This is a genomic window from Pantoea brenneri (assembly GCF_038594305.1).
GTDB lineage: Bacteria > Pseudomonadota > Gammaproteobacteria > Enterobacterales > Enterobacteriaceae > Pantoea > Pantoea brenneri.
Map to the genome: position 1 here is coordinate 2,137,182 of NZ_JBCGBG010000001.1, position 22,340 is coordinate 2,159,521.

The 22,340-nt window shown below is 55.0% G+C and carries 21 protein-coding genes; 14 read left to right on the plus strand and 7 right to left on the minus strand.

Translation table 11 applies throughout. From position 1 onward, the window contains the following. Window positions 1-133: 133 nt before the first annotated feature. The 3 genes from clpP to bolA form a co-directional block, all read right to left on the minus strand. Window positions 134-757: an ATP-dependent Clp endopeptidase proteolytic subunit ClpP gene (clpP, locus tag AABB92_RS10135; protein WP_031374675.1), complete on the minus strand. Its 624-nt coding sequence runs from the start codon at window positions 755-757 to the stop codon at window positions 134-136. Window positions 758-1,091: 334 nt separating this feature from the next. Beyond that, window positions 1,092-2,396, minus strand: a complete 1,305-nt coding sequence (tig, locus tag AABB92_RS10140) for a trigger factor (RefSeq protein ID WP_046288484.1) — start codon at window positions 2,394-2,396, stop codon at window positions 1,092-1,094. A gap of 295 nt (window positions 2,397-2,691) precedes the next feature. After that, complete coding sequence (gene bolA / locus AABB92_RS10145) at window positions 2,692-3,006, minus strand: transcriptional regulator BolA (protein WP_031374676.1); 315 nt, start codon at window positions 3,004-3,006, stop codon at window positions 2,692-2,694. A gap of 286 nt (window positions 3,007-3,292) precedes the next feature. On the opposite strand from bolA, the gene AABB92_RS10150 reads away from it, so the two are divergent. From AABB92_RS10150 to AABB92_RS10185, 8 genes are all read left to right on the plus strand, one after another. Further along, the gene (locus AABB92_RS10150) at window positions 3,293-3,871 is read left to right on the plus strand and encodes a lipoprotein (RefSeq protein WP_031374677.1); all 579 of its coding nucleotides are present in this window, start codon (window positions 3,293-3,295) and stop codon (window positions 3,869-3,871) included. Between the two features lie 57 nt (window positions 3,872-3,928). Next, window positions 3,929-5,419: a muropeptide MFS transporter AmpG gene (ampG, locus tag AABB92_RS10155; RefSeq protein WP_031374678.1), complete on the plus strand. Its 1,491-nt coding sequence runs from the start codon at window positions 3,929-3,931 to the stop codon at window positions 5,417-5,419. A gap of 443 nt (window positions 5,420-5,862) precedes the next feature. Continuing rightward, on the plus strand, window positions 5,863-6,789 hold the full coding sequence (gene cyoA, locus AABB92_RS10160; RefSeq protein ID WP_031374679.1) for a cytochrome o ubiquinol oxidase subunit II: 927 nt from the start codon (window positions 5,863-5,865) through the stop codon (window positions 6,787-6,789). A 4-nt stretch (window positions 6,790-6,793) separates the two neighbouring features. Further along, window positions 6,794-8,776: a cytochrome o ubiquinol oxidase subunit I gene (gene cyoB, locus AABB92_RS10165; RefSeq protein ID WP_031374680.1), complete on the plus strand. Its 1,983-nt coding sequence runs from the start codon at window positions 6,794-6,796 to the stop codon at window positions 8,774-8,776. Next, window positions 8,776-9,393, plus strand: coding sequence for a cytochrome o ubiquinol oxidase subunit III (locus AABB92_RS10170; RefSeq protein WP_013356987.1), 618 nt, complete (start codon window positions 8,776-8,778; stop codon window positions 9,391-9,393). The genes cyoB and AABB92_RS10170 overlap by 1 nt, the downstream gene beginning before the upstream one ends. Next, window positions 9,393-9,722 carry a cytochrome o ubiquinol oxidase subunit IV gene (locus tag AABB92_RS10175; RefSeq protein WP_008924889.1) on the plus strand — a complete coding sequence of 110 codons (330 nt, stop codon included), beginning with the start codon at window positions 9,393-9,395 and terminating at the stop codon, window positions 9,720-9,722. Before AABB92_RS10170 ends, AABB92_RS10175 begins: the two co-directional genes overlap by 1 nt. Window positions 9,723-9,735: 13 nt before the next feature. Next, on the plus strand, window positions 9,736-10,623 hold the full coding sequence (cyoE, locus tag AABB92_RS10180) for a heme o synthase (protein WP_046288485.1): 888 nt from the start codon (window positions 9,736-9,738) through the stop codon (window positions 10,621-10,623). 132 nt (window positions 10,624-10,755) lie between these two features. Further along, a complete protein-coding gene (locus tag AABB92_RS10185) occupies window positions 10,756-12,120 on the plus strand; it encodes an MFS transporter (protein ID WP_031374681.1) in 1,365 nt (454 codons plus the stop codon). Window positions 12,121-12,806: 686 nt separating this feature from the next. Here AABB92_RS10185 and AABB92_RS10190 read toward each other — a convergent pair. After that, on the minus strand, window positions 12,807-13,298 hold the full coding sequence (locus tag AABB92_RS10190) for a YajQ family cyclic di-GMP-binding protein (protein ID WP_003852530.1): 492 nt from the start codon (window positions 13,296-13,298) through the stop codon (window positions 12,807-12,809). Between the two features lie 135 nt (window positions 13,299-13,433). Here AABB92_RS10190 and panE point away from each other — a divergent pair, with 135 nt between their 5' ends. Further along, window positions 13,434-14,354: a 2-dehydropantoate 2-reductase gene (panE, locus tag AABB92_RS10195; RefSeq protein ID WP_031374682.1), complete on the plus strand. Its 921-nt coding sequence runs from the start codon at window positions 13,434-13,436 to the stop codon at window positions 14,352-14,354. Then, entirely contained in the window at window positions 14,308-14,904 is a 597-nt protein-coding gene (gene yajL / locus AABB92_RS10200) for a protein deglycase YajL (protein ID WP_031374683.1), read from the plus strand. The genes panE and yajL overlap by 47 nt, the downstream gene beginning before the upstream one ends. Before the next feature lie 66 nt (window positions 14,905-14,970). Here the strand turns inward: yajL and thiI are convergent, their stop codons facing one another. Then, window positions 14,971-16,419, minus strand: coding sequence for a tRNA uracil 4-sulfurtransferase ThiI (gene thiI, locus AABB92_RS10205; RefSeq protein WP_031374684.1), 1,449 nt, complete (start codon window positions 16,417-16,419; stop codon window positions 14,971-14,973). A 232-nt stretch (window positions 16,420-16,651) separates the two neighbouring features. On the opposite strand from thiI, the gene xseB reads away from it, so the two are divergent. The 4 genes from xseB to AABB92_RS10225 all read left to right on the plus strand — a co-directional run bounded on the left by xseB (window position 16,652) and on the right by AABB92_RS10225 (window position 20,743). After that, a complete protein-coding gene (gene xseB / locus AABB92_RS10210) occupies window positions 16,652-16,894 on the plus strand; it encodes an exodeoxyribonuclease VII small subunit (protein WP_031374685.1) in 243 nt (80 codons plus the stop codon). Continuing rightward, entirely contained in the window at window positions 16,894-17,793 is a 900-nt protein-coding gene (gene ispA / locus AABB92_RS10215) for a (2E,6E)-farnesyl diphosphate synthase (RefSeq protein ID WP_031374686.1), read from the plus strand. Before xseB ends, ispA begins: the two co-directional genes overlap by 1 nt. A 19-nt stretch (window positions 17,794-17,812) precedes the next feature. Then, window positions 17,813-19,678: a 1-deoxy-D-xylulose-5-phosphate synthase gene (gene dxs / locus AABB92_RS10220; RefSeq protein ID WP_046288486.1), complete on the plus strand. Its 1,866-nt coding sequence runs from the start codon at window positions 17,813-17,815 to the stop codon at window positions 19,676-19,678. A 90-nt stretch (window positions 19,679-19,768) separates the two neighbouring features. Beyond that, window positions 19,769-20,743, plus strand: a complete 975-nt coding sequence (locus AABB92_RS10225; protein ID WP_031374687.1) for an aldo/keto reductase — start codon at window positions 19,769-19,771, stop codon at window positions 20,741-20,743. Window positions 20,744-20,830: 87 nt separating this feature from the next. On the opposite strand, the gene pgpA is transcribed toward AABB92_RS10225, so the two are convergent. Then, window positions 20,831-21,325, minus strand: coding sequence for a phosphatidylglycerophosphatase A (pgpA, locus tag AABB92_RS10230; protein WP_072051005.1), 495 nt, complete (start codon window positions 21,323-21,325; stop codon window positions 20,831-20,833). Further along, entirely contained in the window at window positions 21,315-22,292 is a 978-nt protein-coding gene (gene thiL / locus AABB92_RS10235) for a thiamine-phosphate kinase (protein ID WP_031374689.1), read from the minus strand. The genes pgpA and thiL overlap by 11 nt, the downstream gene beginning before the upstream one ends. Window positions 22,293-22,340 lie beyond the last annotated feature (48 nt).

Consider the following 22,340-nt stretch of genomic DNA (forward strand, 5'->3'; position numbering starts at 1 on the left):
AGTTAACCTCTTCTTGTTCTCAGGCCATACCGGCGTACGGCGCTGGCCGTGCGGAGACGGCCGAAATTCATTCAACCCAAACTGGTACCCTTATCCCGTTAACTATAGCGTAAGGACAAGGGTAAGTCGGGTCTTATTCTCGATGCGTCAGAATTGAATCGACTAATCCATACTCTACCGCTTCACTCGCCGAGAGGAAACGGTCACGCTCGGTATCACGCTCAATTTCTTCCAGCGTTTTACCGGTATGCTCAGCCATCAGTTCGTTCATACGCTGCTTAACTTTCAGGATTTCACGCGCATGGATTTCAATGTCTGACGCCTGACCCTGGTAGCCACCCAGTGGCTGGTGGATCATCACGCGGGAATTTGGCAGGCAGAAACGCTTACCTTTGGTGCCCGCAGTCAGCAGGAAGGCGCCCATAGAGCAGGCCTGTCCCATACAGATGGTGCTGACATCTGGTTTGATAAATTTCATGGTGTCGTAGATCGACATCCCGGCGGTAATCACCCCGCCTGGCGAGTTGATGTAGAGATAGATATCTTTTTCCGGGTTCTCAGCTTCCAGAAACAGCATCTGCGCCACGATCAGATTGGCCATGTGATCTTCAACCTGGCCGGTCAGAAAGATGACGCGCTCTTTGAGCAGACGGGAGTAAATGTCGTAAGAACGCTCACCGCGCGAAGTTTGTTCGACCACCATTGGCACCAGCGCATTGTGCGGTGCAGTATATTCACGATCGCCACTGTATGACATTACCGTCTCCTGGATAAATTTCATTGGCAACATTCTGTACCGATTCTACGTAAGACGAGCGGAAAAAACCACGCTCAGCCTGTTTCCGACACCTCAGGACGGCTAATCAGTCAGCATAACTGTTTTCTTGCATACTCCCTGTATCTGGGGATGCTGCCCAGTTGTTTCAAGCATAACAACCTTTTCTTCAATCGCTAACCCGGAAAAAGCGATGCGTGAATAATTTGCCGAATAATTAGGCAAATAGCGTCAAAGAGTGTGCGCTCAAACGCGAAACACAAAAAAGCCCGCGACTTTTCAGTCACGGGCTTAGCACAGACGGTTAAATCGGTGATCAGGCCTGTGCGGTCTGATTCATCAGATCCTGGAAGTTGGTCTCTTTCTCGGTCACTTTGGCTTTCGCCAGAACCGCTTCAACCGCTTGCTCTTCCAGTGCGACGTTGCGCATGTTGTTCATCAGCTCGTTATTCTTGCTGTAGAACTCGATCACTTCCTGCGGATCTTCATACGCAGACGCCATCTCTTCAATCAGCGCGTTAACGCGGGCTTCGTCAGCTTTCAGCTCGTGGGTACGAATCACTTCGCCCAGCAGCAGGCCAACTACCACACGGCGTTTCGCCTGCTCTTCAAACAGTTCGCGTGGCAGTTCCAGCGCTTGCTGCTCGTTGCCACCGAAACGCTGTGCAGCCTGGCGACGCAGAACGTCGATTTCGCTGTCGATCAGAGCGGCGGGCACGTCGATGTCGTTCGCCGCGACCAGGCCATCAATCGCCTGCGTTTTCACGCGGTTACGGATTGCACCTTTCAGCTCACGATCCATGTTCTTACGCACTTCAGCACGCAGACCGGCAACGGAACCATCTTCAACGCCGAAACGCTTGATGAACTCTTCGGTCAGTTCTGGCAGTTCGCGCGTCTCAACTTTCTTCAGCACGATCTCGAACTTCGCGTCTTTGCCTTTCAGGTTTTCCGCGTGGTAGTCGTCCGGGAATTTCACGTCGATAGTGAAAGTCTCGCCCGCTTTGTGACCCACAACGCCTTCTTCAAAGCCTGGGATCATGCGGCCCTGGCCCATTGCCAGTACGAAATCAGAGGCTTTTCCGCCTTCGAATTCTTCACCGTCAACAGAACCGTTGAAATCGATAGTGGCACGATCTTCCGGACCGGCTGCTGCATCGCTTTCGATCCAGTTAGCCTGCTGCTTACGCAGGGTGTCCAGCATGGTGTCAACATCAGCATCAGTCACTTCAACCAGTGGTTTTTCGACTTCGATGTTTTCCAGGCCTTTCAGCTCAACTTCTGGATAAACTTCGAATTCAACCGAGTAGGTGAAATCCTGACCTTCTTTATATTCGCCCGGCACATAGTTTGGTGCGCCAGCCGGATTGATCTTCTCTTTGATGATGGCGTCAACGAAGTTACGCGTCATCAGATCGCCCAGCACGTCCTGACGGACAGAAGCGCCGTAACGCTGCGCAACGATGTTCATCGGCACTTTGCCTTTACGGAAACCATCGATACGGACTTTCCTGGCAACGTCAACCAGTTCTTTTTTTACAGCGCTTTCGATGCTGTCAGCAGCGACAGTAATCGTAATGCGACGGCCCAGGCCCTGAGTGGTTTCTACAGAAACTTGCATCTTGTTACCTCAAAAAATCACGTGCTCGGTCAACTTCAGACACCACACATAGTGAAATGCGCCGTATCCAACAACCGGGACGGCTTCCGTGAAGAGAACCTGATCCCTGTTACCAGAAGCGTCCCGAAGACATTCCGGAAAAATAGACGCAGCATTATAGCGACATCGCCGGAATGAGTCGAGGACGCTAACTCACCACTTTTCAGCAGCTTTGCTGCTTTTTTGAGCCGGAGATCGCGTTTCTGGCTAAATAAGCAAAAAAAAACGGCCCGCAGGCCGTTTTCGTGAGGGGTGATCAGGCGAGCGTTCCGGCACCGCGACAGTTCGGCGACGCCAGCACCGTATCCTGCAGTCCTTCCCACTCTTTCAGGGTATAGGTATGAAGTGCTAAGGCGTGCACGCTGCCGGCTAATTCGGCCGCGAGTTCACCGTAGATGGAGCGATGACGCGCCAGGAAACGTTGGCCCGCAAAGCAATCACTGACAATGACCACTTTGAAATGGCTCTCAGACCCGGCAGGAACATTGTGTCGATAACTTTCGTCATGCACTTCCAGATGAGCCGGCTCAAAAGCCAGGCGCAGCTTTTCTTCTATTTGTTCGCGAATCATGGGTATTACTCCTCAATGGCGAGCGCTGTGCCCCATCTCTTTCAATATTAGTCGCTTTTATCGCGCTTTCCCGTAGCCGGACGGTAAATATTCGATTTGCGGCCCGCGCTTCGTCGGCGCGCATGATAACGCAGAGGAAAGCATCAGCAAACCCGGCGCTGAACGATCCAATCTAAAATCCGCCTGATACGCATTTTCCACTTTGACGGGGCTTTTTTCACTGCCGGGCAATGCTATGATGGCGGCAGTTTTTGCAAACCAACCCCCGACACCAACGAGAAAAAGTATGTTGAAAAAACTGTTATTCCCGCTGCTGGCTGCGTTCATTTTGGCCGGCTGTGCAACCAGCAATAATACCCTCACTATCCAGCCAAAAATTCAGTTGCCGCAGCAGGATCCCGGCCTGATGGGCGTTACCGTCAGCATTAACGGTGCCGATCAGCGTAGCGATCAGGCGCTGGCGAAAGTGAACCGTGATGGTCAGTTAGTGACCCTGACGCCATCGCGCGATCTGCGTTTCCTGCTGCAGGAAGTGCTGGAGAAGCAAATGACCGCACGCGGTTATATGGTGGGTCCGAATGGCGCAGTTGATTTGCAGATTGTGGTGAACAATCTGTATGCCGACGTGACGCAGGGCAATGTGCGCTACAGCATCACCACCAAAGCGGATATCTCGATCATCGCCACCGCCAAAAACGGCAACAAGCAGGTTAAAAACTACCGCCAGACCTACAGCGTAGAAGGTGCGTTCAGCGCCAGTAACCAGAAGATTACTAACGCAGTGAACTCCACCATGAGCGATGTCATCGCTGATATGGCGCAGGACACCAGCGTCAATGACTTCATCAAGCAAAACGCCCGTTAATTCCGCTTCACGCCTGCCCGGCTCTGTGCCGGGCACATCGCTACATTCAGGGTCAGCATGAACCACTATCTTCGTCTCTTCAGTCAAAAAAACGCCGCCGTATTACTGTTACTCGGTTTTGCTTCCGGGCTGCCGCTCGCGCTGACTGCCGGGACGCTGCAGGCGTGGATGACGGTAGAAAATGTTGACCTGAAAACCATCGGCTTTTTTTCGCTGGTGGGTCAGGCTTACGTGTTTAAGTTTCTCTGGTCGCCCATGATGGACCGCTATACTCCGCCGTTTCTCGGACGGCGTCGTGGCTGGTTACTGCTCAGTCAGCTGGCGCTGATTGGCGGCATTGTGGCGATGGGTTTTCTGCAACCCAGCAGGGATCTGACCCTGATGGCCGCACTGGCGGTCGTGATCGCCTTCTGCTCTGCTTCGCAGGATATCGTTTTTGACGCCTGGAAAACTGACATCCTGCCGCCGGAAGAGCGCGGTAGCGGTGCGGCAATCACCGTGCTGGGCTACCGGCTGGCGATGTTGATTTCGGGCGGACTCGCGCTGTGGCTGGCCGATCGCTATCTGGGCTGGCAGGCGACCTACTGGCTGATGGCGCTGATGCTGGTGCCCGGCATTATCGCCACCCTGCTGGCCAGCGAACCGGACACTCACATCACCACGCCACATACGCTGCGTCAGGCGGTGGTCGATCCGTTAAAAGATTTTTTCCAGCGCAACAATGCCTGGCTGCTGATCACCCTGATCATCCTTTATAAGCTGGGCGATGCGTTTGCTGCCTCGCTGACGACCACCTTCCTGATTCGTGGCGTGGGCTTCAATGCCGGTGACGTCGGACTGGTCAACAAAACGCTTGGCCTGCTGGCGACGATTATCGGTGCGTTATATGGCGGGGTGCTGATGCAGCGCCTGAGCCTGTTCCGGGCGTTGATGATTTTTGGCCTGCTGCAGGCGATATCGAATTTTGGCTACTGGCTGCTGGCGGTAACCGACAAGCAGTTGTGGAGCATGGCGAGCGCGGTATTTGTTGAAAATCTGTGCGGCGGCATGGGGACAGCGGCATTTGTGGCGCTGCTCATGACGCTGTGTAACAAATCCTTTTCCGCCACCCAGTTTGCGCTGCTGTCGGCGCTCTCCGCCGTTGGCCGGGTCTATGTCGGTCCGGCAGCTGGCTGGCTGGTTGAGCTGTGGGGATGGCCGACGTTCTATGCCTTTACCGTAGTCGCCGGTCTGCCGGGCTTGCTGCTGCTGGCGTTCTGCCGCCAGACGCTGGATCAGGTACAGCAAAGCGGCACTTTCCTGGTCCGCAGCTGCTACCCGCAGGGTTATCGCTGGACCAGTCGTCTGTTTGCTGCCGGATGCAGCCTGCTGGCACTGTGGTTGCTGGCGCTGGCGATCGACGCGCTCGGCGTGCTGACGCTGACGCTGTGGCTGCCGCGGCTGTTTGAAATCGGGATGGCGCTGACCTTGCTGGCGGTGCTGTCTGGTGTGGTGCTGGACTACCGGGCGCTAAAAAACAGCGGCGCATCGCCTGCCCCCAGTCATTAGCAGAATCAATGTTTCACCGCTGATTGCTTATTGTTTTACCGAAGCGCGGCGGGCAGCTGGTTTTATCATCGCGTGTTATTTTTAAAAAAAACATTCTTGCGAAAATAGGATCCTCTGAAATACTAAAAACCGGTGAGCAATTAGTTTGGTTAAATTTCATCGATCAAATGATGCGAATTTGTTAAATAATCTGGAGATAAAAGTAAGGGTTATTCCTTTCCCTGATTTTTTAGCGGTTACTTCCATTGGTTTTTGTTATATTGGCCCCAACTGCTTGTCTGCGTTAATAATTTGTCACCTGAAGCAACATCTGTGACACCCTTAGCAAAAGGTGTCAACACGCCTCTGACACATCCTTAAGCTGGTTTACACTGCATAAACCTTCCCGTAAAATGCGCGCACACTTAAACGACAATAGAGCCCTTTGTCATTGAGGTCGTTAAATGAGACTCAGTAAATACAATAAAAGTTTGGGGATTTTGTCATTAATTGCAGGCACTTTATTAATGAGTGGCTGCGATAGTGCATTGTTAAATCCCAAAGGACAGATTGCACTGGAGCAACGTTCGCTGATACTGACTGCCTTTGGCCTGATGTTGATCGTCGTGATTCCCGCAGTCTTGATGGCCGTGGTGTTTGCCTGGAAATATCGGGCGTCCAACACGAATGCGAAGTACAGCCCGAACTGGTCACACTCTAACAAAGTGGAAGCCGTGGTCTGGACCATTCCGATCCTGATCATTCTCTTCCTCAGCGTGCTGACCTGGAAATCAACCCATGCACTGGAGCCCAGCAAACCGCTGCAATCCGATGTGAAACCGGTTGAAATCGATGTGGTTGCACTGGACTGGAAATGGTTGTTCATTTACCCGGAACAGGGTATTGCGACCGTCAACCAGATTGCCTTCCCGGCAAATACGCCAGTGAACTTCAAAATCACGTCCAACTCCGTCATGAACTCTTTCTTCATCCCGACACTCGGCAGCCAGATTTATGCAATGGCTGGTATGCAGACCAAGCTGCATCTGATTGCGAATGAGCCAGGGACTTTCGACGGTATCTCTGCGAACTTCAGTGGTCGCGGTTTCTCTGGCATGAAGTTCAAAGCCATTGCAACCAAAGACGATGCGGAATTCCAGCAGTGGGTGGCTAAAGTTAAAGCAGCCCCTAACACGCTGAACACTATGGAAGATTTCGAGAAAGTGGCTGTGCCAAGCGAAAATCATCCGGTGGAATATTTCTCTTCAGCTGATCCGAAACTGTTCTTGCAAGTCATTAACAAGTTCAAGATGAGCCACGGGAAAATGGACATGCCTGAGCACGAAGGTATGGACATGAGTCACGCCGCTTCCGCGGGAGCCGAGGAATAATACGATGTTCGGAAAATTAACACTGGATGCAGTGCCGTACCATGAGCCGATTATCATGGTTACGGTCGCCGGTATCATCTTAGGTGGTCTGGCGCTGGTTGCTGCCATCACCTATTTTGGTAAATGGCAATATCTGTGGTCAGAATGGCTAACGTCTGTTGACCACAAAAAACTGGGTATCATGTATATCATCATGGCCTTTGTCATGCTGCTGCGTGGCTTTGCTGATGCGATCATGATGCGTACCCAACAGGTACTGGCTTCGGCCGGGGAAGCGGGCATATTACCACCGCACCACTACGACCAGATCTTTACCGCGCATGGCGTGATTATGATCTTCTTCGTGGCGATGCCGTTCGTGGTTGGCCTGATGAACATCGCCGTACCGCTGCAGATTGGCGCACGCGACGTGGCGTTCCCGTTCCTGAACAACCTGAGCTTCTGGTTTACTGCGGTCGGTGTGATCCTGGTTAACCTGTCGCTGGGTGTGGGCGAGTTCGCACAGACCGGCTGGCTGGCATATCCGCCGCTCTCCGGCGCGGAGTACAGTCCCGGCGTCGGGGTCGATTACTGGATCTGGAGTCTCCAGCTTTCCGGTATTGGTACGACCTTAACCGGTATTAACTTCTTCGTGACCATTCTGAAGATGCGCGCACCGGGCATGAGCCTGTTCAAAATGCCGGTATTTACCTGGACCGCGCTCTGCACCAACGTCCTGATCATCGCTGCGTTCCCGGTTCTTACCGTTACGCTGGCACTGTTGACCCTTGATCGTTATCTCGGCTTCCATTTCTTCACCAATGAAATGGGCGGGAACATGATGATGTACGTCAACCTGATCTGGGTCTGGGGTCATCCGGAAGTTTACATTCTGGTTCTGCCGGTGTTTGGTGTGTTCGCAGAAATTACGGCGACCTTCTCCAAAAAACGTCTGTTTGGTTACACCTCGCTGGTGTGGGCGACCATCGCCATTACCGTACTGTCGTTCATCGTCTGGCTGCACCACTTCTTCACCATGGGTGCGGGAGCCAACGTTAACGCCTTCTTCGGTATCATGACGATGATCATCGCGATTCCGACCGGGGTTAAAATCTTTAACTGGCTGTTCACCATGTATCAGGGCCGCATTCAGATGCACTCTGCCATGCTGTGGACCGTTGGCTTCCTGGTAACCTTCTCCGTAGGGGGTATGACCGGCGTACTGCTGGCCGTTCCGGGCGCTGACTTCATTCTGCACAACAGCCTGTTCCTGATTGCACACTTCCATAACGTGATTATCGGTGGTGTGGTGTTCGGTTGTATGGCGGGCGTGACCTACTGGTTCCCGAAAGCCTTTGGCTTCACCCTGAACGAAACCTGGGGTAAGCGCGCATTCTGGTTCTGGATCATTGGCTTCTTCGTTGCCTTTATGCCGCTGTACGCACTGGGCTTCATGGGTATGACCCGTCGTCTGAGCCAGGATATCGATCCACAGTTCCACTCCTTACTGGTGGTTGCTGCGGTCGGTGCGGGTCTGATTGCAATGGGTATCCTGTGTCAGCTGACCATGTTCTACGTTTCGGTACGTGACCGTGACCAGAACCGCGATGTGACCGGTGACCCGTGGGGCGGCCGTACGCTGGAGTGGGCAACCTCTTCACCACCACCGTTCTACAACTTTGCTGTCATCCCGCATGTCCATGAGCGTGACGCTTTCTGGGAAATGAAAGAGAAAGGCGAAGCGTACAAACAGCCGGAAAAATATGAAGAAATTCATATGCCGAAAAACAGCGGTGCTGCACTGATCATCTGTGCATTCGCCACGGTTATGGGCTTCGCGCTGATCTGGCATATCTGGTGGCTGGCTGGCCTCTCATTCCTCGGCATGATCGTTACCTGGATTGTGAAGAGCTTCGACGAAGACGTGGATTACTACGTACCGGTTGCCGAAGTTGAGAAGATTGAGAAGCAGCACTTTGACGAAATCAGCAAAGCAGGTCTGAAATAATGTCAACTGAAACTCTGATTAAGCATCACCACGACGCCCATGCGGAGCATGGGCATCACGATGCAGGAGCCAATAAAGTCTTTGGCTTCTGGATCTACCTGATGAGTGACTGCATTATCTTCGCAACCCTGTTTGCGACCTATGCAGTTATGGTCAACAACACTGCCGGTGGCCCGGCAGGTAAAGATATCTTTGAACTGCCGTTTGTTCTGGTAGAAACCGCCCTGCTGCTGTTGAGTTCGATCACTTACGGCATGGCTGTTATCTCGATGAACAAGGAGCAAAAAGGTGCCGTTATCGGCTGGCTGGCGCTGACCTTCCTGTTTGGTCTGGGCTTCATCGGCATGGAAATCTATGAATTCCATCACCTGATTGCTGAAGGCTTCGGTCCGGATCGCAGTGGCTTCCTGTCTGGCTTCTTTACGCTGGTCGGTACCCACGGTCTGCACGTGACCTCCGGTCTGATTTGGATGCTGGTACTGATGTTCCAGGTGTCTAAACGCGGCCTGAATGCCACTAACCGTACTCGTATCATGTGTCTGAGCCTGTTCTGGCACTTCCTGGACGTGGTCTGGATTTGCGTCTTCACCGTTGTTTACCTGATGGGAGCCATGTAATGAGTCATTCTGTTAACGAACATGGCGCTTCTCACGGTAGCGTGAAGTCTTACATGATCGGCTTCATCCTCTCTATCATCCTGACGGCAATCCCGTTCTGGATGGTAATGGATGGCAGTGCATCTCACGGTACCATTCTCGGTGTTGTGCTGGTCTGTGCAGTGATTCAGGTGCTGGTGCACCTGGTCTACTTCCTGCATTTAGACAGCAAGTCTGAGGGTGGCTGGAACATGGTGGCCATTGTCTTCTCGGCAATTATCATCCTGATTGTCGTAGTAGGCTCACTGTGGATCATGTGGAACCTCAACTACAACATGATGCCTCACTAAAGAGTCGCGCGTAATGTTTAAGCAATACCTGCAAGTTACAAAACCAGGAATTATTTTCGGGAATTTAATTTCTGTGATCGGCGGATTTCTGCTGGCCTCTAAAGGCAGCATTGATTACGCCCTGTTTCTCACCGCACTGGTTGGCGTGTCACTGGTAGTCGCATCAGGTTGTGTCTTCAACAACGTGATTGACCGCGACATCGACATCAAAATGGAGAGAACCAGGAATCGGGTGCTGGTAAAAGGCCTCATCTCCGCGAAAGTAAGCCTGGTTTATGCCACTGTATTGGGTATTGCTGGCTTTGCGTTGCTCTATTTCGGCGCTAACCCGCTGGCCATGTGGCTGGCGGTGATGGGCTTCGTGGTGTACGTCGGCGTTTACAGCCTCTATATGAAGCGTAATTCAGTCTACGGAACGCTGATCGGTAGTCTGTCTGGCGCCGCGCCACCGGTGATCGGTTACTGTGCGGTCTCCAACGAGTTTGATGCAGGCGCGTTAATCCTGCTGGCGATCTTTAGCCTGTGGCAGATGCCGCATTCGTACGCGATTGCCATCTTCCGTTTTAAAGATTACCAGGCAGCGAACATCCCGGTTCTGCCGGTGGTGAAAGGCATTTCGGTAGCGAAGAATCATATTACGCTCTACATTCTGGCGTTTATGATTGCCACGCTGATGCTGACGCTGGGCGGATACGCCGGCTACAAATATCTGGTGGTGGCTGCTGCCGTCAGCGTCTGGTGGCTGGGCATGGCGTTATCGGGCTACAAGACCGCTAACGATCGGGTCTGGGCACGTAAGCTGTTCGTCTTCTCCATCGTCGCCATCACCGCTCTCAGCGTGATGATGTCGGTAGATTCGATGGCTCCGGCCTCGAAAGACCTGCTGACCTACGTCTGGTAACCGATACCGCAACAGCATGATAAGGGCGCGATTTTCGCGCCCTTTCTTTTTGTTACCACTGCTTAAAAACTATTATTTTACCCGCCCTGCCCCGCCCCCTAGAATAAACGCAGCACATTAACAGAGGTTGGAATGAACGATAATAAAATGACTCCGGTGGAGCTGCGCGCCACATGGGGCCTCGGTACGGTCTTTTCCCTGCGCATGTTGGGAATGTTCATGGTCCTGCCGGTATTGACCACGTATGGCATGGCGTTACAGGGCGCGAGTGAAACCTTAATCGGCCTGGCCATTGGTATTTACGGCCTTGCTCAGGCCATATTTCAGATTCCTTTTGGTCTGCTTTCCGATCGTATTGGTCGTAAGCCGCTGATCGTCGGCGGACTGCTGCTGTTTGTGCTGGGCAGCGTGATCGCGGCCTGCACCGAATCGATCTGGGGAATTATTCTGGGCCGCGCCTTACAGGGGTCCGGTGCCATTGCCGCCGCCGTGATGGCGCTGCTGTCGGATCTGACGCGCGAACAGAACCGCACCAAAGCGATGGCCTTTATCGGCATCAGTTTCGGCATTACCTTTGCGATTGCAATGGTGGTCGGTCCCATCGTCACCCACGCGCTGGGTCTGCATGCGCTGTTCTGGATGATTGCGATCCTGGCGTCGCTCGGCATCGTGATTACCCTGCTGGTGGTGCCGTCCGCCTCACACCACGTGCTGAACCGCGAATCCGGGATGGTGAAAGGCAGCTTCCGTAAAGTGCTGGCCAACTCCCGACTGGTTAAGCTGAATATCGGTATTTTCTGCCTGCACGTCCTGTTGATGTCGAGCTTTGTCGCCCTGCCCGGCCAGTTTGAACAGGCGGGCTTCCCGGCACCTGAGCACTGGAAAGTCTATCTCGCCACGATGCTGATCGCGTTTGCTGGCGTGGTGCCGTTTATCATCTACGCCGAAGTGAAGCGTCGTATGAAGCGGGTATTTGTCGGCTGCGTCGGGATGATCGTGGTGGCAGAAATTGTGCTGTGGGGCGCGGCGGGCCACTTCTGGACGCTGGTCGTCGGCGTGCAGCTGTTCTTCTTCGCCTTCAATCTGATGGAAGCGATTCTGCCGTCGCTGGTGAGTAAAGAGTCCCCTGCCGGTTATAAAGGCACGGCGATGGGCCTCTACTCCACCAGCCAGTTCCTCGGCGTGGCGGTGGGCGGCAGCATGGGTGGCTGGGTTTTTGGTCACTTCGATGCGCAAACGGTATTCCTGGTCGGTGCTATAGTCGCCGCCGCCTGGCTGTTTGTCAGTATGACGATGCAGGAGCCGCCGTATGTCAGCAGCCTGCGGCTGGTGCTGAGCGATGCGGCACTGGCAGCGCCCAACCTGGAACAGCGTCTGAAAGCGCAGCCGGGCGTTAACTCGGTCTTTATCGTGCCGGAAGAGAAAAGCGCCTACATCAAAATTGATAGCAAGGTTACCAGCCGCCCTGAGCTGGAAGCTCTGCTGGGTAGTTGCTAGCTTAAAAATTTTTAGTGATAACGTCAGCTCGTTTCGCTTCAGGATCGAGCTGGCTCAGGGAACACGGTCAGATCGGAAAGTCGCAAGAGCCGCCATCCATGGCACGCTCGTCCCGCGCCGTCCTGGTGCGGGACGCTTTCCTCCTCTGCCCGTGTTCTCTGCGCCCCTTTAGCTTTTACGTTGCTGCTGAATCCCCCCGAATTTGATTTGGTGCTTAATCTTAAACCCGGCACAAGCCTTCTTACAGACGACTCATAAATCCAGGGCGATGGATGCCTGTGCCTGTAGCAAAGCATCGCGGGCCAGGGACAAAAACGCCGGGAGCGTTTTTGAACAACGCAACGCGTTGGCCCGGTTACGGGCGCACCTCAGGGATAAGGTGCGTAATCGCCCGTGCTGAGCCGTCATGGATGGCGCTATTGCGTCTTTGCGAAAGGCACAGGTTCCCTGAGCAAGCGCGCGATCGCACAGACGCCCTACAGCTCCCAACCCGCTCCAGGCGTTTGACTTGTTCAAAGAGATGCAAGCCAGCGTGCGATCCCACCGAGATCTCTGACTCCGCTATTCAGACGGCTAACAAATTCAGATCGATGCAGGGCTGCTCCTGCCAGATAACAAAAAACCCGGCCTTTGCCGGGTTTTTATCACCGCATTCAGGCTGAGGAAACCCAGCCTGCCCCCCCCGCTTAGTCGCGGAAGTTTTTAAACTGGAACGGCTGTCCAAGGTTGCTGCCGCGCACAATCGCCATAGCACCCTGCAAGTCATCACGCGCTTTGCCGGTAACGCGTAACGCTTCACCCTGAATCTGGGTCTGCACTTTCAGCTTGCTGTCTTTGATCAGCTTCACCAGCTTTTTCGCCACGTCGCTTTCAATGCCTTTTTTCAGTTTGGCATCGACTGCCCAGCTTTTACCGCTGTGCTCAATCTCTTCCGGCACCTCTAAGGCACCGCCTTCAATTCCGCGCTTCAGCAGTTTCTCACGCAAAATATCGACCAGCTGTTTGACCTGAAAATCGGACTCGCTGGTGATTTTGATGGTTTCATTCTTTTCGTTGAGCTCAAATTCGGCGCTCACGTTGCGGAAATCAAAGCGGGTAGACACTTCACGGTTGGCATTTTCCACCGCATTGCGAATTTCCTGCAGATCGACTTCTGAAACGATATCGAAAGATGGCATCTCTTCTTCTCCTGACGCTAAAGTGACATGCATAATACGCGTCTTACGGTGCTAAATAAAATCAGGCTGCACACAACGCTATACTTGTTCTGTGACAGTGAAGAATAAATAGATAGCCCGCCAGCGGGAGGCAGTATGAAAATTACCGTGTTAGGTTGCGGTGCTCTGGGTCAGGTGTGGCTCACAGCGCTGGCTCGCCAGGGACACGAGGTTCAGGGGTGGTTGCGGGTACCACAGCCCTATTGCTCAGCCAATGTCATCGATCCGCAAGGCAACATTTCAAACCGCACCTTTATAGCTAACGATCCGCTGTTTCTGGCTGAGAGCCAGTTACTGCTAGTGACACTGAAAGCGCCGCAGGTCTCGCCTGCGGTTAAAAACCTGGAAAGCGTGCTGGCGGAAAACTGCCCGGTGCTGCTGCTGCATAACGGTATGGGTACGCTGGAGGAGCTAAAAGGGCTGACCCAGCCGCTGCTGCGCGGTGTTACTACCCATGCGGCAATGCGCGACGGGACGGTAATCAAACACATCGCCAGCGGTATCACTCACATCGGGCCGGGCAACCGTAAAAGCGCCGCTTACAGCGATATCGCCGACATCCTGCATCATGCCCTGCCCGACGTCGCCTGGCACGACAATATCCGCGCCGCCTGCTGGCGTAAGCTGGCGGTTAACTGCGTCATCAACCCGATGACGGTGGAATATGATTGCCAGAACGGTGCCTTACGCGCCTATGCCGATCAGATCGCGCGGCTGTGCGATGAGATCAGTTGGGTGATGGAGCGTGAAGGTCAGAACGTCGCCAGCGAAAGCCTGCAGGATATTATTTTCGATGTAATTGAAAGCACCGCGGCCAATACCTCTTCAATGCTGCAGGACGTTCGCGCCCAGCGCCTGACCGAAATTGATTATATCAGCGGCTTTCTGCTGCGCCGCGCCCGAACTCACGGCCTGGTGCTGACGGAAAACAGCCGGCTGTACGACATTGTTAAACGTAAGGAGTCCTATTATGTCCGCGAACGCATCGGTACTGGTTTGCCTGGCACATGGCAGTGAAGAGACCGAAGCCGTCACCACCATCGATCTGCTGGTGCGGGGTGGATTAAAGGTGGTTACCGCCAGCGTTGAGAGTGATGGCAGCCTTGAAATCCGCTGCTCGCGCGGCGTGCGTTTGCTGGCCGATGCCCCGCTGGTTGAAGTAGCCGACAACGATTATGCCGCGATTGTGTTGCCCGGCGGACTGAAAGGTGCCGAGACGTTTCGTGACAGTCCGCTGCTGGTTGAAACGGTGCGCCAGTATCACCTCAACGACAAAATCGTGGCGGCCATCTGTGCCGCGGCCGGTACGGTACTGGTGCCGCACGACCTGTTCCCGGTCGGCAACATGACGGGCTTTCCCGGATTGAAACAGACGATACCTGAAGAGAAATGGATGGAACGACGGGTGGTCTGGGATCCGCGGGTGAAACTGCTGACCAGTCAGGGTCCCGGTACGGCAATGGATTTTGCCCTGAAGCTGATCGATCTGCTGGTGGGAAAAGAGAAAGCGCGCGAGGTGGCCGCACAGCTGGTGCTGGCACCGGGCATTTACGATTATCAGGCCTGATAAGATTGAAGGCGGCCAGTCAGGACCGTGCTGGTCCCGACTGGCCGTGTTACCGGCACAGATCGACTATGGACGGTAAACTTTGACGTTCTTATAGCCCTGCTCGTGCAGGTAAAGAGCCTGCAGACGACTCATCACGCCGCGATCGCAGTAAAGCAACCAGGTACGGTTCTGGTCGAGATCGCCAAACTGGCTGCTGAGTTTATAAAACGGCAGCGATTTCACTTCGGTGGCGTTGAGCTTTAATGGATTCTCTTCCTGCTCGTCGATCGCCCGGATATCCAGCACGATATCATTATCGCCCAGCGAGGCCACGGTTTCGACTTCCACCACCTCTTCTTCGGTCTGTTCGGCGATGGTCCGGATATCGACGTTGGTCGCTTCTTCCACTACCCGATTGAGGATATCGAAGTCGAAATTCTGCTCTTCTGCCTCAATCTTCGCCTTAACCGCTTTCACCGTCGGGCTTTTTGAGATCACGCCGCAATATTCCGGCATAGTGCTGGCAAAATCTTCGGTGCCGATTTCACGCGCTATCTTGATGATGTGTTCTTTATCATGCGAGATCAGCGGACGCAGAATCAGGGTGTCCGAGGCGTTATCGATCAGGCGCAGGTTAGTCAGCGTCTGGCTGGAAACCTGGCCGACCGCTTCACCGGTCACCAGCGCCTGTACGCCGTAGCGCTCAGCAATCATCGACGCGGCACGCACCATCATGCGTTTCAGCACCACGCCCATCTGGCCGTCATCCACTTTTTCGAGGATTTCACCTACTACCGGCTCGAAGTTAATCGCCACGAAGCGAACGCGGTGCGAACGGCCGAAGCGATTCCACAGATAGTGCGCGACCTGACGGACGCCAATTTCATGCGCTGCGCCACCCAGATTAAAGAAGCAGTAGTGCACACGACTACCGCGACGCAGCAGCATGTAGCTGGAGACGCCGGAGTCGAAGCCGCCGGATATCAGCGACAGCACATCTTCCTGGGTACCGATCGGGAATCCGCCCAGCCCTTCGTAACGCGCTGTCACCAGCGTCAGACGGTTCTCTTCCACTTCAAGGTTCACCGTCACGTCCGGATTTTTAAGCTGTACCCGGGCGCTCTCGATGTGCTGGTTCAGCCCGCCGCCGACATAACGTTCCACGTCCTGCGAACTGAAGCTATGCTTACCACGACGTTTAACGCGGACGCAGAAGCTTTTTCCTTCCAGGCTGTCGCGATACTGGGCTAAGGTCTGTTCAAAGATGTGATGAATATCGGTGTACTCACGATCTTCAACCGCCAGAACGTGATGGATCCCTGGAATGCGCGTCAGCTCATCAGGAATAATTTCCCCGAGCGCCGGATTTTTCGAACGCACTTCAATGTGATCCCAGTAACGCACTACCGCGATCTCATCACTGACCGTCTTCAGGACATTGCGGATATTGCTGGCAAGAATCTTAATAAAGCGCAAACGCACCGACGGACTCTTGATGGTGATTTCAGGAAATAACTTGATGATAAACTTCATGGCGACACAGCTTCGTTGGGCAAATAAGTGCTAAAACAGGCAGCACTTAGCTGGTAAAATCACAAAATTGCGGGCTGCATGGCGCAACCGCATCCGAGGCGCAGGAGTATATCACCTTTGTCAGGTGACTGCTTCTTCAACAGCCGCCGCATTGATTATTTTGCTAATCATTTGGTCTCAGCTACCATGACCGATTGCAGGATAATGTCCCAACCGTGAGTCGACCCGAAATATGCCGAAAAAAGCCGAACAGCCAGCCAGCTTTGAAACGTCATTGCAGCAGCTGGAACAGATAGTCAGCCGTCTGGAAAGTGGTGAACTGCCGTTGGAAGAGGCGTTGAATGAGTTTGAACGGGGCGTGCAGCTGGCGCGTACCGGTCAGCAAACGTTGCAACAGGCTGAACAGCGTGTGCGCATTTTGCTGAGCGATGATAAAGATGCCGACCTCACCTCTTTTACCCCGGAAAACGACTAATGGATTTTGCCCAGATGCTCAACGGGTATCACCAGCAGGTGAATGCCGCGTTGACGCGCTTTATAGAGCCACTCCCTTTTCAGAGTTCTCCTCTGGTTAATGCCATGCATTATGGGGCATTATTAGGCGGTAAACGTCTGCGCCCTTTTCTGGTTTATGCCACCGGCGAAATGCTCCATGCCGACCCGGCGAGTCTGGATGCGCCCGCTGCGGCGGTTGAATGCATCCACGCGTACTCCCTGATTCATGACGATCTCCCTGCAATGGACGACGACGCACTGCGTCGCGGGCAGCCGACCTGCCACATTAAATATGGCGAAGATATCGCGATACTGGCTGGCGATGCATTACAGACGCTGGCCTTCTCGATTCTGACGGATGAGCCGATGCCCGGCGTCAACGCGGAGTATCGGCTGATGATGCTGTCAGAACTGGCGCGGGCCAGCGGCGTGGCAGGCATGTGTGGCGGCCAGGCGCTGGATCTGGCGGCAGAAGGTCAGTCGGTCGATCTGGTGCAGCTGGAGCAGATTCATCGCCATAAAACCGGCGCACTGATTCGGGCTGCGGTGCGGCTGGGTGCGCTGGCGGCGGGCGAAGCAGGTCGTGCAGCATTACCGGCACTTGACCGCTATGCTGATGCTATCGGGCTCGCCTTTCAGGTGCAGGACGATATTCTGGATGTGGTGGGCGATACCGCGGTTATCGGAAAACGTCAGGGTGCCGACCAGCATCTCGGTAAAAGCACCTATCCTTCACTGTTAGGATTAGAACAGGCCCGTGCCAAAGCGCGGGATTTGTATCAGGAAGCCCTTGATGCATTAGAAATTCTCGCAGCGCAATCTTATAACACCACAGCATTGCAGGCGCTGGCGAGCTTCATAATTGAACGCGACAAATAACTTCCATAATGAGTCTCTGATGAGTTTTGATATTGCGAAATACCCGACACTGGCGCTGGCAAATACGGTTCAGGAGCTGCGCGCCCTGCCGAAAGAGAAGCTGCCGGCGCTCTGTGATGAACTGCGTCAGTACCTGTTAGACAGTGTGAGTCGCTCAAGTGGCCACTTTGCATCGGGTTTGGGCGTGGTCGAACTGACGGTTGCGCTTCATTATGTCTATAACACCCCGTTCGATCATCTGGTGTGGGATGTCGGCCATCAGGCTTATCCGCATAAAATTCTGACCGGTCGTCGCGATCGCATCGGCACCATTCGCCAGAAAAATGGCGTGCACCCGTTTCCGTGGCGCGGCGAAAGCGAATATGACGTACTGAGCGTTGGCCACTCATCGACCTCGATCAGCGCCGGTCTCGGCATGGCGGCGGCGGCAGAGCGTGAAGGCCTCGGTCGTCGCACCGCCTGTATTATCGGCGATGGCGCGATCACCGCCGGTATGGCGTTTGAAGCGATGAACCACGCGGGCGATATCAAACCTGACATGCTGGTGATCCTGAATGATAACGAGATGTCGATTTCAGAGAACGTCGGCGCGTTAAACAACCGGCTGGCGCAGATCCTGTCGGGCAAAACCTATGCGCGCCTGCGCGAAGGCGGTAAGCGGGTGCTGACTGGCCTGCCGCCGATTAAAGAGCTGGTGCGCCGCACCGAAGAGCATCTGAAAGGCATGGTGGTGCCGGGTACGCTGTTTGAGGAGCTGGGTTTCAACTATATTGGCCCGGTCGACGGCCATGACGTGCTGACGCTGGTCAATACCCTGAGCAACATGCGTAGCCTGAAAGGGCCGCAGTTCCTGCACATCATGACCAAAAAAGGCAAAGGCTACGCCCCGGCGGAAGAAGATCCGATCGCCTGGCATGCGGTGCCAAAATTCGATCCCGCCAGCGGTGAACTGCCTAAAAGCGCAGAAGGCCTGCCGAGCTACTCAAAAATCTTCGGCAACTGGCTGTGCGAGATGGCAGCCGACGATCCGAAACTGATGGCGATTACCCCAGCGATGCGGGAAGGCTCCGGCATGGTCGGCTTCTCTCGCGAATATCCCAACCAGTATTTTGATGTGGCGATCGCCGAGCAGCATGCGGTGACCTTCGCGGCCGGGATGGCAATTGGCGGCTACAAGCCGATCGTCGCCATCTACTCCACGTTCCTGCAGCGCGCCTACGATCAGCTGATCCATGACGTGGCTATCCAGAAACTGCCGGTCCTGTTTGCTATCGATCGCGGCGGCATTGTTGGCGCGGATGGCCAGACCCATCAGGGCGCGTTTGATCTGGCGTATCTGCGCTGCGTGCCGGATATGGTGATCATGACGCCAAGTGATGAGAACGAATGCCGGCAGATGCTCTACACCGGCTACCACTATCAGGATGGCCCGAGTGCGGTACGTTATCCGCGCGGCACCGGCATCGGCACGCCGCTGGCACCGCTGCAAAGTCTGCCGCTGGGTAAGGGCGTGGTGAAACGTCAGGGCGAAAAACTGGCGATCCTTAACTTCGGTACTCTGTTACCCGAGGCCGCTGCGGCGGCGGAAGCGCTCAATGCCACGCTGGTGGATATGCGCTTCGTTAAGCCGCTGGATGAGGCGCTGATTGCTGAGCTTTCGACCCGTCACGAGGCGTTAATCACGCTGGAAGAAGGCGCGATCAAAGGCGGCGCGGGTAGCGGCGTCAACGAACTGGTGATGGCAAAACGTCTGCGCATTCCGGTGCTGAACATCGGTCTGCCCGACGAATTTATCCCGCAGGGTACGCAGGACGAAATCCGTCATGACTATCTGCTGGACGCCGAAGGCATTCAGCAACAGATCGCCGCCTGGCTGGCACAGTAACCTCCCTTCCCTGCGCTTCCCTTTGGGGAGCGCAGCCCCTGCTATGCTTATTCACTGCTAAAAATCATGCGCTATGCCGCGGGAGTCATTATGAAAACCATTCAACTGGGTAATACCGATCTGCAGGTTTCACGTCTCTGTCTCGGCTGTATGACCTATGGTGAGCCGACGCGCGGGAATCACGCCTGGACGCTGCCGGAAGCCAGCAGTCGCCCGCTGATTCAGCAGGCGCTGAATGCCGGCATCAACTTTTTTGACACCGCCAACAGCTACTCCGATGGCAGCAGTGAAGAGATCCTCGGCCGGGCGCTGAAAGATTTTGCCCGCCGCGATGAGGTCGTGGTCGCCACCAAAGTCTACTTCCCGCTGACTAATCTGTCGCAGGGCCTGTCACGCCAGAATATCCTGCAATCGATTGATGACAGCCTGCAACGCCTTGGCATGGAATATGTCGACCTGCTGCAGATCCACCGCTGGGATTACGACACGCCGCTGGAAGAGACGCTGGAAGCGCTGCACGATGTGGTGCAGGCCGGTAAAGCGCGCTATATCGGCGCCTCATCAATGCATGCCAGCCAGTTTGCCCAGGCACTAAGCCTGCAGAAGCAGCAGGGCTGGCATCGCTTCGTCAGCATGCAGGATCAGTACAACCTGATTCAGCGTGAAGAGGAGCGCGAAATGCACCCGCTCTGCCTGCAGGAACAGATCGCGGTGTTGCCGTGGAGCCCGCTGGCACGCGGCAAGCTGACCCGTCCGTGGGGCGAAACCACGGCGCGATCGACCTCGGATAAGGTGATGGCCTCGCTGTATGCCAATACCGAAGAGAACGATGCGGCGATTGCGCAGCGGCTGGCGCAGGTGGCTAAGGATAAAGGCGTCACCCGGGCGCAGGTCGCACTGGCGTGGCTGCTGAGTAAACCCGCCGTGACGGCTCCGATTATCGGTGCCTCGCGGGCTGAGCAGTTCGATGATTTGGTTAAGGCGGTGGATGTGACGCTGAGTGAGGCTGAGATTGCTACGCTGGAAGAGGTCTATCAACCGCATCAGGCGGTCGGATTCGAATAAACGCTGACGCCCGCACCTGACCGCAGAGTTCGCGGAGTTAAGGTGCGCGGCGATAACGGCATCCCATGCGGGATGCCGACCACCGTTTTAGCCGGCCAGCCAGATACCGATGCCGTACAGCATCGCGGCGGCAATCACGCCGGCAATAATATCGTCAACCATGATGCCCATGCCGCCATGCACGTTGCGATCGAACCAGCGTATCGGCCAGGGTTTCCACATATCCAGAATGCGGAACAGCACAAAGCCGCCCAGCACCCACTGCCAGCTGTTGACCGGGATCGCCATCAGGGTGATCCACATGCCGATAAACTCATCCCAGACAATGCTGCCGTGATCGTGAACGCCCATATCTTTGGCGGTGCGATGGCAGAGGTAGACGCCGACGCAGATCCCCACCAGCACCACCAGCGAATAGAGATCCTGCGGCAGATGCGTCATCAGCCACCAGAAGGGGATCGCCGCCAGCGAACCCATGGTGCCCGGTACCACCGGACTGAGTCCGCTGCCAAAACCGGTTGCCAGCAGATGCCACGGATTGCTCATCCGCAGGCGGCCTTTTGCCACGTCGTTATTTAGTATCAAAGTGATCAAACCCTTTATGGCGGAACGTCGCTGGCTTGCCGTTTTCCAGCAGCATCAGCCCTTCCGACTCCGGTGCCATCTGACCAATGCAGGTATAGGGCACGCCAAGGTGGCCGAGCGCCACATCCAGCGCGCCGCGGTTCACCTCGGGTACGGTGAAGCAGAGTTCATAATCTTCGCCACCGCTCAGCGCCCAGCGTAAAACCTGCTCGGGTTCGAAGTGATCGCGTAGCGCGGCGGAAAGCGGTAACGCGTCGAGATTAAGGCGCGCGCCACAGCCGCTGGCTTTCAGCACATGGCCGAGATCAGAGATCAAACCGTCCGAAAGATCGACCGCTGAGGTGGCCAGAGAACGCAGCGCCTGCCCCTGCAGAATGCGCGGCATCGGCCGCAGATGACGTTTAATCAGCGCTTCATGAACCGCCGGATCGCTGATGCGGCAGTGATGTTGTAGCAGCGCCAGGCCGGCCGCACTGTCACCCAGCGTGCCGGTGACGTAGATCCAGTCACCCGGTTTTGCGCCCGAACGTTTCAGGGCACGGCCCTGCGGCACCAGGCCGTGAATCGCCAGCGTCAGGCTCAGAGGGCCGCGAGTGGTATCGCCGCCCACCAGCTGCATATCGTAATATTCCAGCAGCTCGAACAGGCTGGCGCTGAAGGCAGCGAGCCAGCTCTCATCGACCTGCGGCAGGGTCAAGGCCAGCGTCAGCCACGCCGGATCGGCGCCCATAGCGGCAAGGTCGCTGAGGTTAACCGCCAGCGCTTTGTAGCCTAAGTCGGCAGGATGAATATCCCGTAAGAAATGCACGCCCGCGACCAGGGTATCGGTACTGATCGCCAGCGTCTGTTTTTCCGGCACGCTAAGTAACGCACAATCGTCGCCGATACCGAGTTCGACATCACGACGGCTGCGCGTTCTGCGGTTGAAGTAGCGTGCGATGAGTTCGAATTCACCACAAGACATAATTACGTTCCGCTTAACCCTTTATGAAAAAAGGCCGGCAAGCCGGCC

Excerpts from the sequence above, each read along its gene's own strand:
- ispA (WP_031374686.1), top strand. The coding sequence starts at position 16,894 with ATGGATTTTGCCCAGATGCTCAACGGGTATCACCAGCAGGTGAATGCC.
- cyoE (WP_046288485.1), top strand. The coding sequence starts at position 9,736 with ATGTTTAAGCAATACCTGCAAGTTACAAAACCAGGAATTATTTTCGGG.
- panE (WP_031374682.1), top strand. The coding sequence starts at position 13,434 with ATGAAAATTACCGTGTTAGGTTGCGGTGCTCTGGGTCAGGTGTGGCTC.
- AABB92_RS10175 (WP_008924889.1), top strand. The coding sequence starts at position 9,393 with ATGAGTCATTCTGTTAACGAACATGGCGCTTCTCACGGTAGCGTGAAG.
- AABB92_RS10150 (WP_031374677.1), top strand. The coding sequence starts at position 3,293 with ATGTTGAAAAAACTGTTATTCCCGCTGCTGGCTGCGTTCATTTTGGCC.
- dxs (WP_046288486.1), top strand. The coding sequence starts at position 17,813 with ATGAGTTTTGATATTGCGAAATACCCGACACTGGCGCTGGCAAATACG.
- ampG (WP_031374678.1), top strand. The coding sequence starts at position 3,929 with ATGAACCACTATCTTCGTCTCTTCAGTCAAAAAAACGCCGCCGTATTA.
- clpP (WP_031374675.1), bottom strand. The coding sequence starts at position 757 with ATGTCATACAGTGGCGATCGTGAATATACTGCACCGCACAATGCGCTG.
- cyoB (WP_031374680.1), top strand. The coding sequence starts at position 6,794 with ATGTTCGGAAAATTAACACTGGATGCAGTGCCGTACCATGAGCCGATT.
- AABB92_RS10225 (WP_031374687.1), top strand. The coding sequence starts at position 19,769 with ATGAAAACCATTCAACTGGGTAATACCGATCTGCAGGTTTCACGTCTC.
- AABB92_RS10170 (WP_013356987.1), top strand. The coding sequence starts at position 8,776 with ATGTCAACTGAAACTCTGATTAAGCATCACCACGACGCCCATGCGGAG.
- tig (WP_046288484.1), bottom strand. The coding sequence starts at position 2,396 with ATGCAAGTTTCTGTAGAAACCACTCAGGGCCTGGGCCGTCGCATTACG.
- thiI (WP_031374684.1), bottom strand. The coding sequence starts at position 16,419 with ATGAAGTTTATCATCAAGTTATTTCCTGAAATCACCATCAAGAGTCCG.
- yajL (WP_031374683.1), top strand. The coding sequence starts at position 14,308 with ATGTCCGCGAACGCATCGGTACTGGTTTGCCTGGCACATGGCAGTGAA.
- cyoA (WP_031374679.1), top strand. The coding sequence starts at position 5,863 with ATGAGACTCAGTAAATACAATAAAAGTTTGGGGATTTTGTCATTAATT.
- thiL (WP_031374689.1), bottom strand. The coding sequence starts at position 22,292 with ATGTCTTGTGGTGAATTCGAACTCATCGCACGCTACTTCAACCGCAGA.
- xseB (WP_031374685.1), top strand. The coding sequence starts at position 16,652 with ATGCCGAAAAAAGCCGAACAGCCAGCCAGCTTTGAAACGTCATTGCAG.
- AABB92_RS10190 (WP_003852530.1), bottom strand. The coding sequence starts at position 13,298 with ATGCCATCTTTCGATATCGTTTCAGAAGTCGATCTGCAGGAAATTCGC.
- AABB92_RS10185 (WP_031374681.1), top strand. The coding sequence starts at position 10,756 with ATGAACGATAATAAAATGACTCCGGTGGAGCTGCGCGCCACATGGGGC.
- bolA (WP_031374676.1), bottom strand. The coding sequence starts at position 3,006 with ATGATTCGCGAACAAATAGAAGAAAAGCTGCGCCTGGCTTTTGAGCCG.